The sequence below is a fragment of the Providencia sp. genome, from assembly GCF_052096715.1.
GTDB lineage: Bacteria > Pseudomonadota > Gammaproteobacteria > Enterobacterales > Enterobacteriaceae > Providencia.
Genome location: NZ_JBQDNB010000032.1, coordinates 36,164 through 50,774, shown reverse-complemented (window position 1 = coordinate 50,774; position 14,611 = coordinate 36,164). Strand labels below are relative to the sequence as shown.

Genomic DNA, 14,611 nt, shown 5'->3' with positions numbered 1-14,611 from the left:
AAGCGTAATATATTCCTCAAACTCCTTTTTCATTTTCACATTTTCAAGCATGAATTTAGCGCGTGGGTTTTTATCAAGAACATGGCTCATTATGTCTAGTGTCACCCAGAATAATTTCCCTCGTTCGTCTTTATCGCCTAACTGCTTACCTGCTAAAGACCAACTTTGACATGGGAAGCCTGCTGTAACTAACCCTACGCTTGACCAGTCAATATCCCATTCACGCCAATTATTAACATCACCTAACTGGATATTATCTGGATAATGAAACTCAGATACTTTATTGGCGAATTTATCTATTTCAGCGATGTAATATTTATCGAAATTAATTCCAGCACGAGACAATGCCAATCGCCCAGCGGATATACCGTTGAACAGACTTAAATATATCATTTTGGTTTCCTATAGATGTGCAGAATCCTGTATTAGCATGAGCAATACATATCCGATTATTTGAATGGTTATTTATCTAGGCGGTAGAGTGGAATATTAATTTTATCGATACTGTCTTTATATAAATAACAAACTCGACTAGATCGAAGTTCACTAAATTCAGCATTATCAATATAACCAACAGGCTCCAAGTTATTAATTGAACTCTCGCGTGATGCTTTCCATACATCGAATAGATTTATCGTTGATGATTTATTCTTACTGCGCCACTCTTCAAATTGCTGCCTTGATTTATCCATTACTCCACCTTTTTAAATTCAATAACCCACGACCATTCGTTATTTCTCCAACTGCCAATGCCATATATCGATGACCATAATTCTTTGTATGCATTTTTTGCGGTTATATATGGCTGATTGCTGTTTGGAATATAAAATCCCACTAACCAGTTGCCTTCATTTCCATAACGACCAGCTTTTATTCCTTCAGCTATCGCATCGCTAGGTGATATTTCTTGAATCTGCTGCAACCAAACATCAGTAATCTCAATTTTCCCTTTGATATTTCCGTCTTTGTCTGCAAAGTTGATGATGTCACCAATCTCACCATATGGGCAATCAACATCAATAAACCCATGCCGCCATGCCGCGCAAACTTGCTCTGATAGTGAATAATCATCTTGCCATGCACCAAGTTTGCGCAACTCCTCCTCGGTTACTTTTGGTTGTGGCTCAATCGGTCTGCGTGTCTGCGTTTTTCTGCCATCCATGACAGCGGCTAACATTGCATCGTTAAACTTGATTCTGTCTTTCATCATTCCACCTTTTTAGCTGAAAATGTTGGTTCAAATTCACGATTAACTTCAAATATTCCTAAGTATTCATCATCAATCCAGAGCATAAATATACATGGAAATCCACTCTCCCATCCGTCACAGTCATGGTGATAATATTCTGCGCATTCCTCAATGCATGGCTCAAGGTCATCATCTGCACTGAAGTTATGATCATCTGGTAATTCGTAACGGAGGTTATTAGTAATTTCTGATGGGTTTTCGTCTTTACTGTCAGCTATGTAAAACTGAACTATTGCCATTATTCACTCCTCTTCATTGCATCTATTTAATCGCTAGGATTAAAATAATTCATAACTATTTTTAATTTATAATCTATAGTTAATTTGAACTTTCTAATTATTTTTGTAGTCCTCGCCGATGCTCCCTGTGTCGGCTTTTTTTATTCATTGCATCCCTGCGAGTTAAATTAATCTGCAAATTTAGGTAGCTTCCTGCCGACCAATTCCTCTGCATCCCTCATAAACTCATTGGCTTGCTCTTCCATTCCAGCGCCGAAATCATATTTATGAACTGCCTTAAGCATTAAGAAAGCTCCAGCAAAAAGCACTTCTTTCAACTTTTCATTTTCTTCTTGTAACTGTTCAATAGTCATATCTATCTCCTGTTTGCATCCTTGCAAATATATCCTTTAGTTAAATCACATAGAGGTAGGGTTAGAAGGGGATATCCCAGCAGCAACAACAAAACATTCCTTCCGACAATAACGTCGAGAATAATCCTCAAACCATGTAAGAGAGTTAAATATCATGAGCACAACCACCGAAATTCAGAATCAATCTGAAGAATTAGTCCTGTCCGGCGATCAGGCGGCGGCATCCGCAGATAGCTTAGTTATCGATAATGCCAACGGTAACGTAGGGCAAGAAGAAGGCTTCGACGTTGTACTGAAAGACGATGAGCCAACACTGGAAGGCAAGCCAAGTAATAACGCAGTTCAAGCAGCAAAGCGGATCGCTCGTAAACGTCAGCGTGAAATTGAGCAGCAAGTAACAGCAATTGAAAATGGCGAGCTTCCAGAGCACTTGCGCGTCAACCCCGAGCTCCCAGCAATGCCGAACATAGATAGTTACTTATCTGATGAGTCATTAGAGAAATACGGGTATGACACTCACCGAGCTAATGCGGCGTTTCAAGCTGATTTATTACAGTGGCAGAACAGTGCCCTTGACGCTAGAAGCAAGGCAGTAGCCGATCAGGGTCGTAAAACTCAGGAGTATACGCAGCAAGGCCAGCAAATCGCTAAAGCAATCACTGCTCACTATGATGCGGCTGAAAAACTCAATCTACCGGACTATCAGGAGAAAGAAGATTCAGCGCTGCAAGTTATGCCGCAGGGTGTGTATGAGGCAATTGCACAGAATTTCCCTGATAAATCAGCCGCTATCATTTACTACCTAGGCGCAAACCCAGAGAAAGCGCGTGAATTGTTTAGCAAAAACTCAGTACAGGCCACTATCGAAATAACTCGATTAGCTGACCGTTTAACTCTCAAGCCTCGCGGTACACAGCGATCATCTGCACCACCTGCTGACGAGCCATTAAGCGGCGATGTTTCAGCGGCTAATGTCGCAGCATTGCAAAAGCAAATGGATGATGCAGCAAATAAAGGTGACGTTCAGAAGTACCGCGCCATCAAGGCTAAATTACAAGGAATAAAATAATGTCTTTAAGTGAAGGTCAAATCATCACCTATATGGTGGATGAAGTAGTAAACACTATCGAAAATAACTGCCCTATGGCTCAGCGTGTAGGTAAATATACCCCACCTGCTGGTGATATGCAGCGCTCACAAAATACTGTCTGGATGCCAGTAGAGCAAGAAGCACCGACTCAGCCGGGCTGGGACTTAACAGGCAAAGCAACAGGTATTATTGAGTTGTCAGTTAAATGTAATCTAGGCGTTCCTGATAATGACTTCTTTGGCTTACGTGCTGATGATACTCGTGATGAAACCTCATTACGTCGTCGTATCAAAGCGTCTGGTTTAAAGTTGGCGAACAATGTAGAAACCTCTATTGCGAAGCAAGCAGCAGAAACAGCATCATTGATTGTTACTGATGTTGATCATGTATCTGCTGATAATAAAGCGTGGGATATGATGTCTGATGCTGAGGCGCTAATCTTCTCTCGTGAGTTAAATCGTAGTCAAGGATTAAGCTACTTCTTTAATGCTGACGACTACAAAAAAGCCGGAATGAATTTAGCAGGAAAAGACATGTATGGTCGCATCCCAGAGGAGGCATACAAGTCAGGCACTATTCAAAAGCAAGTCGCTGGATTTAATGATGTGCTTCGATCACCTAAGTTACCGACTATGCTAGCAGCTACAGCTACTGGCGTAACGGTTGACGGCGCTCAGAAGTTCAAGCCGCAAGCGTGGAAATTAGATGCTGATGGAAATCAGGAAAACGTTGATAACCGCACTGCCGTTATAAAGGTTAGTGATGGGTCAGCATTTAAGCGCGGCGATAAAATCAGCTTTGCTGGCGTTAAGTTTATCTCTCAAATGGCGAAAGACCTGCTAACTCAAGATGCTACGTTTGCGGTAGTTGGTGTTGATGGTAACAACCTGACCATCATGCCTAAACCAATTGCACTTGATGATGCCGCACTTAAACCAGAAGAGCGCGCATACGCCAACGTTAATACATCATTATCTACAACCTAGCTACTCGCATCGCACCTGATTATCAAATTATCCCACTAGATAAAGTTATTACAACTGCACGTTATGGCAAAGAAAGATTAATGCGTAGTTGTGCATTGAAACGCGCAAAAGAAGCCAGATCACATTATCCGAACGGCTTTCCTGTTGGTTCAGGTAATCGACTAGCTACGATGACCGGACAGCGATTCTTCCACAGGAGTAAACCACATGCCAAGGATACAGATCCCTCTTGCTAGAGGTTTACGCAAAGACCCGAATACAGCGGATTATATTGATGGTCTACCCGTCAATATGTTAGCAACACCGAAAGAAGTATTGAATGCAGCTGGCTATCTACGCTCATTCCCTGCATTAGAAAAGCGTCAAGATGTAGCAGGATTATCTCGTGGTGTTCAATTCAACACTAAAAATGGTACAGCTTATCGTGTATGTGGTGGCAAGCTGTATCAAGGTGTAAATGCTATCGGTGATGTGCAGGGAAAAGATAGGGTAGCTCTTGCTCATTCTGACGTGAGTCAAGCCGTGGCATTTGGCGGTAAACTGAAACTCTATCGTTATGACGGTGAAGTTAAAGAGTTAACGAACTGGCCTGAAGAGGAAGTGGTTAAAGAAGGTTACACTCGTGACGTTAAAAAATGGACTCATAAAGCTGGTAATGATGATTTCGTATCGCTGACTAAAGATGATATCGACGGGTCATTAACACTGAAGATAACACCTAAAGCATCAGATGGCGTTTCTGGTGAAGTGATAACGATATCCGAGTATCAATTTGATTCTAAAATATCGCAGGATAAACCGGAAACTGAGAAGCCATATTTAACTGACATTGTCGTCAAAGGATTGAAGCGCACCGACGGTAAGTTAACCATTGAATATAAGTTCAATTACAACAAAACCATTCCTGACAACACCGTCAAGCCCACTGATACGACTGAATTTGTAATGACTCAGGAAGTGTTAGAGGTGGTTAATAAATATCCTCAGTATGATTTAGGTGACGTGGTTGATGTTGCCCGTAATCGTGGGCGTTATATCTGGCTGCAAAAAGGCGGCGCTAGATTTGGCGTGACTGACATTGAAGATGAATCAAAGCCTGATAGGTATCGTCCATTCTATACAGCGGAATCTCAGCCTGACGGAATTATAGCTCTTGGCTCATGGCGTGATATGGTCATCTGTTTTGGCGCATCGACAATTGAATATTTCACATTAACTGGCTCGACTGATGCGACTCAGCCTATCTACTCTATGCAGCCGTCTTACATGGTGCAAATGGGAATAGCTGGTCTTGATGCTAAGTGTAAGTTTGGTGATTCATTTGCATTTATTAGTAACCCTGCCAATGGCGCACCATCTGTTTATGTTTTAGGTTCTGGTACGGCTAGCCCGATATCCACAGCAAGCATTGATAAGATTATCCGGACTTATACCGCTGATGAGCTATCAGGCTCCGTTATGGAGGCAGTTAAGTTTGATGGTCACGAGCTGGCAATCATTCACTTACCACGACATACATTATGTTTTGACGCGGCAGGTAGTCAGCAATATCCGCAATGGTGCGTGTTGAAAACTGGTCTATATGACGAACCCTATCGCGCTATCGACTTCATGTATGAAGATAATCAGATAACCGTTGGCGACAAAAAGTCTGGTCTAGTCGGTAAGTTAGCTTTCGATAAGTCCTCGCAGTATGACCAGCAAGCCGAACACATTCTCCATACACCAATGGTGAAAGCGGATAATGCACGAGTATTTGATTTAGAACTCGAAGCATCAACAGGCGTCGCTCAAATCGCTGACCGTTTATTTTTATCTGCCACTACCGACGGCATTAACTTTGGTCGTGAGCAAATGATTGAACAAAACGCGCCGTTTCAATATGACCGTCGTATTTTATGGCGTCGTGTCGGCAGGGTGAGAAAGAATATCGGCTTTAAGGTAAGAGTTATCACTAAGTCACCTGTAACGCTAAGTGACTTGTCTATGAGGGTTGAGTGATGGCAACTGAAGAAAGAGACAGTCCACTATCCGTTCCCGTAGAAGTTCAAGGCTCTTATATTTCCCCTGATATTTTACCTACTAACTTTAATCCTGTTTATCGTGACATCGTTCTTAGAGGTTCGGAGGATTTAAAAAAGGTTGCAGGCCGCGCAAATGATGCAGGTAACGAAGCCTATCAAGCTCAACTACGCAATGACGAACAGGACTTGATACTTGATGACCACGAAACGCGATTAAAAGATGCTGAAGAAACACTTGTTGAGCACACCGCGCAACTCGCGAACCACGAAACACGAATCACCGCAGCAGAAGAGAAAATAGTTGAGCATGAGATAAGGCTTAATGATGCAGAAATGCGGCTTGACGACCACGAGACACGATTAACGACAGCAGAGAGTGACATTGACTACCTAACGGAAAAGGTGGCTGAGATTGACGCTGATTACGTCTCATTGAGTCGTGAAACTACGCAAATTTTAGCATCGCCTATTTCTGTCAAAGATTCGTACTCTGTCGATGGTGTTAAGGTGATCGGCGCTCGCATTACTGGCTTCACGGCTTCCACTGGTACGGCTTTAAAGTCTGGCTTCGATGCTAATCAAACTTACAGTGTAGGAGCTGCTTACTCACAATCTGAGATGAAGGCAATTTCTGATGCGCTAACGGAAACTCGTAAATCACTCAAGGCGCTGGAAGATATGGCGCGTTCGCATGGATTAATCGATTGAGGTAATCATGATCACATTCAAGCCAACTCGTAATATTGATTTAATTGAAGGGGTCGGCAATCACAAAGACATTGTTGCTGGAAGTAATAACGGTGATGGTTTCGATTACAGTGCCAACCAGAAATATTTTGAAGTTAATGTGCATGGTAATTTTGGTGGCATCGTGTATTACGAAGAAGTACAGCCGATGACTTTTGATTGTCACGCAATGTATTTACCGGAAGCAAGGGGATTCAGTAAAGATATTGGCCTAGCGTTCTGGAAATTCATCCTTTCAACAACTCATGTTCAATGTGTTACCTCGTTCGCTGCTCGTAAGTTTCGGCATGGTCAAATCTATTGCGCCATGATTGGCCTTAATCGGGTAGGCACTATCAAGAAGTATTTCAAAGGCGTTGATGACGTCACTTTCTATTCAGCAACTCGCGAAGAATTAGCCGAGTTCATCAGCAAATAACGGAGTTAATAATGGCTATCGGAAATATTTTTGCACTAGGCAGAAAACTGCATGGTGAAGAACCTCTATTCCTTGAAAAAGGCGGTAAAGGTGGCGGTGGTGATGGTGGTTCGGGTGCTCAGGCTCAAGCCACTAAATATGCCGCAGATTTACAAAATCAACAATTTGAACGAGTTATGAATGGGTTAGATCCATTTACCCCTCTTGCTGGCCAGTATATTAACAAGCTGCAAAACCTTGCATCACCAGAAGGCCAAGCGCAAGCACTGAACGGTTATTACAATTCACAACAGTTTAATGATTATGCAAATCAGGCTCGCTACCAAAACCTAGCAGGCGCTGAAGCAATGGGCGGATTAGGTTCAACAGCGACAAGCAATAGCCTTGCATCGATAGCCCCTATGCTGGGTGAAAACTGGTTGGGTGGTCAAATGAACAACTATAACAACCTTGCAAATATCGGTCTTGGTGCGCTTCAAGGTCAGGCCAACGCTGGTCAAAATTATGCAAATAACGCTGGGCAGTTGTCACAGCAAAGTGCGGCACTTGCGGCGGCTAATGCTAACAGACCATCAGGATTTCAAAATGCGATCAGTGGTGCGGCAGGTGGTGCCATGATGGGTGGTGGTTTAGCTACGTTACTTGGAACCTCAACACCGTGGGGGGCTGGTATAGGTGCAGGAGTTGGACTGTTGGGAGGTTTATTCTAATGGCGACATGGAACCAGAATACTAATAGTGGTGGTTTTCTTGGTGGTATCGGGCAAGTAAACAGTAACGCACCTCAAGCAAGAGATATCAATCCAACTCTTGGACTTATCCGCGAAAATAATGACTTGCAACGCTCCGGCGCAAATAACTGGGGGTTGCAGGGATTGGCTGGTTTATCTGGCGTAGCTCAAGTTATGGATCAGGAAAAACAAAAAGAGCGCCTCGCTGAGTTTCAAGGTAAGTGGGGTCAGGCTATGGCAAGTAATGATACTGATACTATGAAAGGCTTATTTGCTGAGTATCCAGAAATGGAAGCGCAGATAGGCAAAGGCATGGAAGGTATTAATGCTGATGTTCGAAAATCCATCAGTGACTTAGCTCTTGGTTACAACGCCGCCGTAGTCAGTGGTAAGCCAGATGATTTTGTCAGGAAAAACGCTGATAAAATGCGTCAATATGGTTTTGACCCACAAGTTGCTCTAAGCATGGCAAAAGACGATCCAAATGCTGCCAGAGAGTACGCAATGGCGTTAGGTATGTCGGCAGAGGGTAGTCCTGAGTTGTTTCTTAATAAGGTAAATAATGACGCTAATCGAGGTGTCACTATTAGAGGGCAGGATATCGGAGCAGAGACAGCTAGGAGAGGGCAAGACATAGGAGCGGCTACAACTAGACGAGGTCAAGATATGTCAGCCTCAACAGCTCGTAGAGGTCAGGATATGACAATGCAAAGATCAATGTCTAAAGGTGGGGATAATGACACTAGACGGGTTCAGTTGTCTGATGGAAGAACAGTTCAGGTAAGTGGTAAGTTACATGGGTCTGGAGCGAATGCTTTTTACGAAGGAGTAGATGATAGCGGCAATACAGTTCGGGTTCCTGCTAATGCTATAGCAGCTCCAGCAAGCTCATCAGCAAATGCAACAAATTATGCAATGAAAAAAGATATGGACTCTATATCTAACGCTAGCGCTAGTGATCTTGATTTTATGACAGGTGTGTCTGGTGGCGCTGGAAATCCTGCGCTAGGGGCTGATTATCGTAGCAGATGGAATGGAGCTGACCAACGACAGCTGTATATGGCAGCACAAAGAATACAAGGTAGAATGCAAAATCAAGGTATTGCAGCAGCAAGAGATATGGGAGCAAGCGGAATAAATACAGTTGCTGAAGCTAAAATGTATTTCCAAGGTATGCCGCAGGTTGATTATTCAAGTCCTGAGGCTATCCAGCAGTCGATTCAAGAAATTCAGCAATATACGGACAATTATAACAGTCAATATAACGTCAGTGTGGGGGGCGCTATACAACCGAACAATCAGCCTACATCAAACCAATCAATGACGCATCAGCCTGAGCAAAGCGGAAACTATTCTAATTTATGGGGTGACTAATGGCTAAACCATGGAAAGAAGTGATCTCGTCACCTCAATACCAATCATTATCTAATGAACAGAAAGCAGCAGCGCAAGAACAATATTTTAATGAACAGGTTGCCCCAAAGGTAGGTAATGATGTTGATAATGCAAGAGCTCAATTTTATACAGCATACCCACTAGTGAGGCCTCAGGTAAGAAATCAAACATCTCAATTATCACCAGATCAAATGTCTAACTTAGGCATCCCAACTGACGAAATATTAGCATACCATGACGCACAAAAAGCACGACAGAACGAAAGTCAAGATAACGGAGTGCTTGAAAACATAGCTGAGGGTATTTTGGAAACTGGCAAGGCAACTGCTCAAGCAGGGATTAACTTAGCTAACATACCTGCGGATATTGGCGATGCTTTTGTTTCAGCTGGTGCATGGGCTGGTGAAAAAGCTGGTATTGGTGATGGGACATATACCCCATCATCACGTTTTTCATTGCCAGAAGAAATACAACCACAAACAGATGAGGGGAAAGTTTTTGCTCAGGCTTTACCATTTTTGGTTAACCCGTCTGGTGTTGCGCCAAGAGGTGCTGCATTAACAGAAAAAGCAGCAAGAATGCTTTCTGAGAACGTTGTCGGTGTCATGGCTGAAAATGCAAGTAAGAATGGACGGGGCGATCTTGGGCAAGAGCTTGGAACCGCAACTGCTCTAAGTGCCGCCACTAGAGGATTGTTCAACCTTGCAGGTGCTAGCTACAGAGGTATCAAGGGGAGCATGGCTCCAGAAGCAAGAGAGGCGGTAGAATTCGCTGAAAGAAATAATGCCCCGCTAATGACAACAGATGTTGTTCAACCTAATACTTTTACTGGAAGGTCTGCGCAGGCGCTTGGTGAGAAAATACCTGTGACTGGAACTGGTGCGCCTAGACGTGCCCAGCAGGATGTTAGATCAAGTCTATTACGCGAGTTTTCGCAACGTTATGGAGAGGCAAATCCAAACGAAATTATAAATAGCTTGATGAGAAAATCTGGTTCTGGCGGCTATATTAGAGAAGCTGCTGGAAACAGGCTTAATGTTGTTACTCAAGATATGGCCGCAGTTGGAAATATCCAAACAAATCGAACACTAACAGCCATGGATAGAGAAATTGCTAATCTTGGAAGGCTTGGTGAGGTGGCGGATCAGGCCACAATAAATCACTTACAAAGATATAGGAATGAGGTAGCGAACGGGGCTGATTTTCAACATCTTAGAGACCTAAGAACTCAATTTAGGCAAGATATCAGAGGTGAACGCACCGTATGGCCAACTCAGTCAGAAGCATCAGTTAATAGGATTTATAGAAGCATGACTGATGACATAGACTCTTCAGTTAGGGATACGTTAGGAAATGAAGTCGCCAGGCGGTACCAGCAAGCAAATCAAGTTTATGCTCGTGAAGCTATGAGCGTAAATAATACCAGACTTAAAAACGTATTAAACAAAGGTGAATTGACCCCAGAAGTTGTTAATAATTTACTTTTTAGTAAAAAAAGAAGTGAGGTTGCTAGGCTATATCAATCTTTAGATAATCAAGGGCGGCAAGCAGCAAGATCAGCTGTTATAGGAAAGGCATATGAAACATCTGGTGGAAGTCCTGATAAATTTTTGAATGCCATTAACAGAATGGGCGAGCAAACAGGAATTTTCTTTAGAGGTGATGAGAGGCAATATCTAAATGGCTTAACAAGATATTTGGATTCAACACGCAGAGCATCCAGAGCTGGAGCTGTAACGCCAACAGGGCAAGAAATACTTCAGGTTGGAATTCCTGCTGGAGTAGCGACTGATTTTATTGGAACTGGAGGAATAGGAACTGCTGCATTTGGTTCTTATGGGGCACTGGCTAGGGTATATGAAAGCCCTAAAGTAAGAAACTTTATGCTTAGATTAGCAAGTACACCAAAAGGCAGTACTGCTGGAGATCGTTTAATGGAGCAAATTAGAGTAGCCATTGAACCTATTTTGCAAGGCGAAAGAGCTGAAGTGATGAATAGATAGAAGGGCTATTGCCCTTCTTTTAGTACGAGCTATTGCATTGAACATTATTACCAAGTTTATAGCAATTAGTTGAAATATTACCATGCTGCTGAATAGGTGGAGCATAAGCAGGTTGCTGAGCGGCTTTATTGTTAATTGTTTGTAGAGTTTGGAAAGCCTGATAATTCAATAGAGACTGTTGAAATATTTGGTTTCTAGCTAATTGATCTGTTTGCTCTCTATTTTGAATATCTACATATAACTTTTGCAGTTCAAATCTAGCTTGAGCATCAGATATCTTTCCGTCATCAACTGCGTGACCTAAAACTTTTGCAGCTAAAGCATACATTTTAGGAATCGGAGATGATGACATCCTGTCATCTTTTTGAAGGCTAGAATCAAGGCATTGAGCCATATCACTAAGTTTTGGATATTGCTTTTCACAGCTAGCTTGATAGTCGCTTACTTTCGCAACGCAACCAGCAAGCAGGAAAGGAATAAAAATAAGTAGTTTTTTCACCATCACCTCGTATAAATAATTTATTTACTATTTACTAATTTTTTGAAGTAAATGTCGTTATTGCACTCAATAGAAACTATGGTGTTATTATCAACAATAGCTGCTGCATATGAGCATATATCACCAGCCTTTCTATTGAACCTGATCACTCCGGCAGATGAGAAGTCTGAATAATACACTGCATATTTATTATCTATCTTAATGACTACATGACTGTCTGTATCGTTTATAGGCCATACATACATATTTCTCTCAACACCAAACTCATTGCGATAAAATAATATAGGGTTATGTGTTTCAACAAAAGGCATTGCTTTACTGATAATATCTTCCTCAGCTGAAGATAATCTATATTCTTCATAGATATAATATGAGGCGCTGGAAATTATAATTAAAGCAATTGTCGCGACACTAATTTTTAGCACCTTTTTTACTAGTGATTTTAAGTCGCTATAAATTTTACCTGCCGCTCCACCGCTCATGATGGTCTATCACCTCACATAATTATTTTTTATCATTATAGAGCTTAATCAGCATTTCTACGACTGACTTTTTAAGCTCTTCGGCTTGTTCATTAGCAACTTTTTCAGCATCACTACGATAGCCGATTATGGGCGTTGGCATTTCTAAGTAATTATCAATTATGTGAACTAGCTCAGCATTTAGTGAGCGTCCATTCATCTTAGCTTTTTGTTTTAACTTCTCTTTAGTCTCGGCAGTAAGCCTGAGATTGAACTGTGTATCATCCCGTGCCATTCGTCTCACCCTCTAATTTTGGTGGACAGGCATAATATAACCTACTGTATTTATTCACAATAAGACCACGGTGCTACTATAGCGCTGCGACTACTCACGCTTGGAGAAAGCAATGTCAGATATTATCCCTAATGTCGTTGTGAGCATGCCCTCTCAACAATTCACTCTCGCAAGGAAATTCCAAGCGGCGAGTAATGGCAAAATTTATATTGGGCAAATCGATAAAGACCCAACTATTCCTGAAAACCAAATTCAAGTGTATTTGGAAAATGAGGACGGCAGCACAATCCCTGTAGCTCAGCCGTTAATCATCAATCAGGCTGGCTTCCCTGTTTACAACGGTCAGATTGCTAAATTCGTGACTGTAGAAGGTCACAGTATGGCTGTTTATGACAGCTACGGATCACAGCAATTCTATTATCATAATGTGTTGAAGTATGACCCAGATCAGTTTAAGTATCATCTAAGTGGAGTTGATGGTCAGTCATACATTGGAGCTGCTAACTATAATGAGTTGAGAAATTATGCGGGGCAAAACCAAAAAATAGATGTGTATGGTAGGAGCAATGTTTTTGATGGTGGTGATGGTCTTTTTATTTTAGATATGACTGATATTTCTTCAGAAGATAATGACGTCACTGTTCTTGTTGATGCGTTAAATAGACGCTGGAAGCGAGAAGTTAAAGATAATCACTATGATGCAAGGTGGGCTGGTGTCGTTGCAGATGGCGTGACAGATAATACAATGGCATTCTCCAAACTTTCAGCAGCGATAAAAAAACAACATTCAGTAATGAACTTACCTGCTGGGGTTATTAAAACGGGAAGTATAAAGCTACCTGTTGAATATTGTGAGATTCGGGGTGCAGGTAAATACAGTACAGTTATTCAGTTTTTAGATAAGTCTAACTCAATCAAAATAATGGAAGCCTGTAAAGTAAGCCATGTGACTATTTCAGGAGTAGGTGCTTGGCTGGGTGCTAATGCGCATGACGTGTTGATATTAGATGATAAAGAGCATAACCGCTCGGATGTTGATTTGTACGTCGATAACTGCCTGCTAAATAACACTAAGTTTGTCGCAAGGATTTTTGGCAGAGGGTTCGAACTTACTAATTGCAATACAAATGATTTATCTGAGTATATTTTAGATTTGCAATTTCCTGAGCCATTTGAACCGGGGCCTGATCCGTCTTTGCATTCAATAATTGAGGGGATGCGCCACTATAAGTTTTTAAATAATCGCATTCACTATGCTGGAAAGGGTTTGATTAACAATACTGGCTACAACGCTGTTAACGCGAAGAACTTTCTAATTAGTGGGAATTCTTTCGAGGGGAATATCACTCTTTTAAATGGTTATATGAAAGGCGCAGTCATCACAGGTAACGAGTTTGTTCATGGTTATAATCAGCGAATATTTAACGCCAATGGACTTGAAGATATTATATTCACAGACAATAACGTTGATTTTAAAATAGGTGGATATAGCGACCAGACACAAACACAAATATTCTCATCAAACGGCACATTTAAAAATATCACAATCAAGGATAATGGATTTAAGAACCTCAATCTGCAGGTTGTTTATCTGCATGGTACGGGTGATAAAATAAATGACCGCTCTGATGTAACTATTTCAGGGAACTCTTATGATAATTGCTTTGAAAGTCTAGCGCATTTATTTGAACTTCAGTCAGGGGTAGTTGATAGATTGACAATAGATGAAACGCTAAAAGCACCTTCAACGACGTGGCTACCCGTTTTCCAGTCCGTGGGCATGAATGCAATTAAGAACTATAGCGTGTCCGTCAAAGCAACTGGATCAACCGAGGTTCACAATCTTCATTCATCACAATCAATGGGAGGGATGAGAAAGCAAGGGGTATATAACGGGAATGGAGCAACTCAAGTTATTAAAGTTGGTTTTATGGCGCGAAATGTGATTATTCGCGGTGCAAATGGGAACATGACAATGATAATGACGGACATGCCAAACACTGGCGGTGCAACGCTAGGTGATATTAGCACTCGAGCATTTACTGTGAGTGGGCTTGCAAGTGCCACAGGACAGGGGTATGCATGGATTGCTGAATCGTAATGTGAACTGTGCCGAAATTGT

General features: G+C 41.9%; 16 protein-coding genes and 3 pseudogenes. 11 read left to right on the top strand and 8 right to left on the bottom strand.

What is annotated here, in order from left to right; genetic code table 11:
- The 5 genes from ACTH6U_RS18625 to ACTH6U_RS18605 all read right to left on the bottom strand — a co-directional run.
- A partial coding sequence (locus tag ACTH6U_RS18625) for a DNA cytosine methyltransferase (protein WP_441832880.1) occupies positions 1-393 on the bottom strand: 393 nt, incomplete at its 3' end.
- A gap of 68 nt (positions 394-461) precedes the next feature.
- The gene (locus tag ACTH6U_RS18620) at positions 462-692 is read right to left on the bottom strand and encodes a hypothetical protein (protein WP_441832879.1); all 231 of its coding nucleotides are present in this window, start codon (positions 690-692) and stop codon (positions 462-464) included.
- Positions 692-1,207, bottom strand: coding sequence for a hypothetical protein (locus tag ACTH6U_RS18615; protein ID WP_441832878.1), 516 nt, complete (start codon positions 1,205-1,207; stop codon positions 692-694). Before ACTH6U_RS18615 ends, ACTH6U_RS18620 begins: the two co-directional genes overlap by 1 nt.
- Positions 1,207-1,488: a hypothetical protein gene (locus tag ACTH6U_RS18610; protein WP_441832877.1), complete on the bottom strand. Its 282-nt coding sequence runs from the start codon at positions 1,486-1,488 to the stop codon at positions 1,207-1,209. Before ACTH6U_RS18610 ends, ACTH6U_RS18615 begins: the two co-directional genes overlap by 1 nt.
- Positions 1,489-1,655: 167 nt before the next feature.
- The gene (locus ACTH6U_RS18605) at positions 1,656-1,841 is read right to left on the bottom strand and encodes a hypothetical protein (RefSeq protein ID WP_441830240.1); all 186 of its coding nucleotides are present in this window, start codon (positions 1,839-1,841) and stop codon (positions 1,656-1,658) included.
- Positions 1,842-1,995: 154 nt separating this feature from the next.
- On the opposite strand from ACTH6U_RS18605, the gene ACTH6U_RS18600 reads away from it, so the two are divergent.
- The 10 genes and pseudogenes from ACTH6U_RS18600 to ACTH6U_RS18555 all read left to right on the top strand — a co-directional run bounded on the left by ACTH6U_RS18600 (position 1,996) and on the right by ACTH6U_RS18555 (position 11,234).
- Positions 1,996-2,910, top strand: coding sequence for a scaffolding protein (locus ACTH6U_RS18600; protein WP_166696202.1), 915 nt, complete (start codon positions 1,996-1,998; stop codon positions 2,908-2,910).
- Positions 2,910-3,914 (top strand): annotated as a pseudogene (locus tag ACTH6U_RS18595) (P22 phage major capsid protein family protein); the annotation flags it as partial. The gene ACTH6U_RS18600 and the pseudogene ACTH6U_RS18595, both read left to right, overlap by 1 nt.
- Positions 3,899-4,153, top strand: a complete 255-nt coding sequence (locus ACTH6U_RS18590) for a packaged DNA stabilization gp4 family protein (RefSeq protein WP_441832881.1) — start codon at positions 3,899-3,901, stop codon at positions 4,151-4,153. The pseudogene ACTH6U_RS18595 and the gene ACTH6U_RS18590, both read left to right, overlap by 16 nt.
- Positions 4,125-4,457 (top strand): annotated as a pseudogene (locus tag ACTH6U_RS18585) (packaged DNA stabilization protein); the annotation flags it as partial. The gene ACTH6U_RS18590 and the pseudogene ACTH6U_RS18585, both read left to right, overlap by 29 nt.
- Before the next feature lie 438 nt (positions 4,458-4,895).
- Positions 4,896-5,918: pseudogene (locus ACTH6U_RS18580) on the top strand (packaged DNA stabilization protein); the annotation flags it as partial.
- Positions 5,918-6,649 (top strand): phage tail protein, encoded by a 732-nt coding sequence (locus ACTH6U_RS18575; protein ID WP_441832876.1) that lies wholly within the window; start codon positions 5,918-5,920, stop codon positions 6,647-6,649. The pseudogene ACTH6U_RS18580 and the gene ACTH6U_RS18575, both read left to right, overlap by 1 nt.
- A 7-nt stretch (positions 6,650-6,656) precedes the next feature.
- Positions 6,657-7,106 carry a DUF2824 family protein gene (locus ACTH6U_RS18570; protein ID WP_441832875.1) on the top strand — a complete coding sequence of 150 codons (450 nt, stop codon included), beginning with the start codon at positions 6,657-6,659 and terminating at the stop codon, positions 7,104-7,106.
- Between the two features lie 11 nt (positions 7,107-7,117).
- Positions 7,118-7,816 carry a DNA transfer protein gene (locus ACTH6U_RS18565; protein ID WP_441832874.1) on the top strand — a complete coding sequence of 233 codons (699 nt, stop codon included), beginning with the start codon at positions 7,118-7,120 and terminating at the stop codon, positions 7,814-7,816.
- Positions 7,816-9,210 (top strand): phage DNA ejection protein, encoded by a 1,395-nt coding sequence (locus tag ACTH6U_RS18560; protein ID WP_441832873.1) that lies wholly within the window; start codon positions 7,816-7,818, stop codon positions 9,208-9,210. Before ACTH6U_RS18565 ends, ACTH6U_RS18560 begins: the two co-directional genes overlap by 1 nt.
- Entirely contained in the window at positions 9,210-11,234 is a 2,025-nt protein-coding gene (locus tag ACTH6U_RS18555; RefSeq protein ID WP_441832872.1) for a lytic transglycosylase domain-containing protein, read from the top strand. The genes ACTH6U_RS18560 and ACTH6U_RS18555 overlap by 1 nt, the downstream gene beginning before the upstream one ends.
- A 19-nt stretch (positions 11,235-11,253) precedes the next feature.
- Here the strand turns inward: ACTH6U_RS18555 and ACTH6U_RS18550 are convergent, their stop codons facing one another.
- From ACTH6U_RS18550 to ACTH6U_RS18540, 3 genes are read right to left on the bottom strand one after another with little or no spacing between them, the layout of a single operon-like run.
- Positions 11,254-11,733 (bottom strand): hypothetical protein, encoded by a 480-nt coding sequence (locus ACTH6U_RS18550; protein WP_264634235.1) that lies wholly within the window; start codon positions 11,731-11,733, stop codon positions 11,254-11,256.
- Positions 11,734-11,753: 20 nt separating this feature from the next.
- Entirely contained in the window at positions 11,754-12,215 is a 462-nt protein-coding gene (locus ACTH6U_RS18545) for a hypothetical protein (protein ID WP_264634234.1), read from the bottom strand.
- Between the two features lie 22 nt (positions 12,216-12,237).
- Positions 12,238-12,489 carry an Arc family DNA-binding protein gene (locus ACTH6U_RS18540; RefSeq protein WP_441832871.1) on the bottom strand — a complete coding sequence of 84 codons (252 nt, stop codon included), beginning with the start codon at positions 12,487-12,489 and terminating at the stop codon, positions 12,238-12,240.
- 112 nt (positions 12,490-12,601) lie between these two features.
- Here ACTH6U_RS18540 and ACTH6U_RS18535 point away from each other — a divergent pair, with 112 nt between their 5' ends.
- Positions 12,602-14,590, top strand: a complete 1,989-nt coding sequence (locus tag ACTH6U_RS18535) for a phage tailspike protein (protein WP_441832870.1) — start codon at positions 12,602-12,604, stop codon at positions 14,588-14,590.
- The last annotated feature ends 21 nt before the right edge of the window (positions 14,591-14,611 follow it).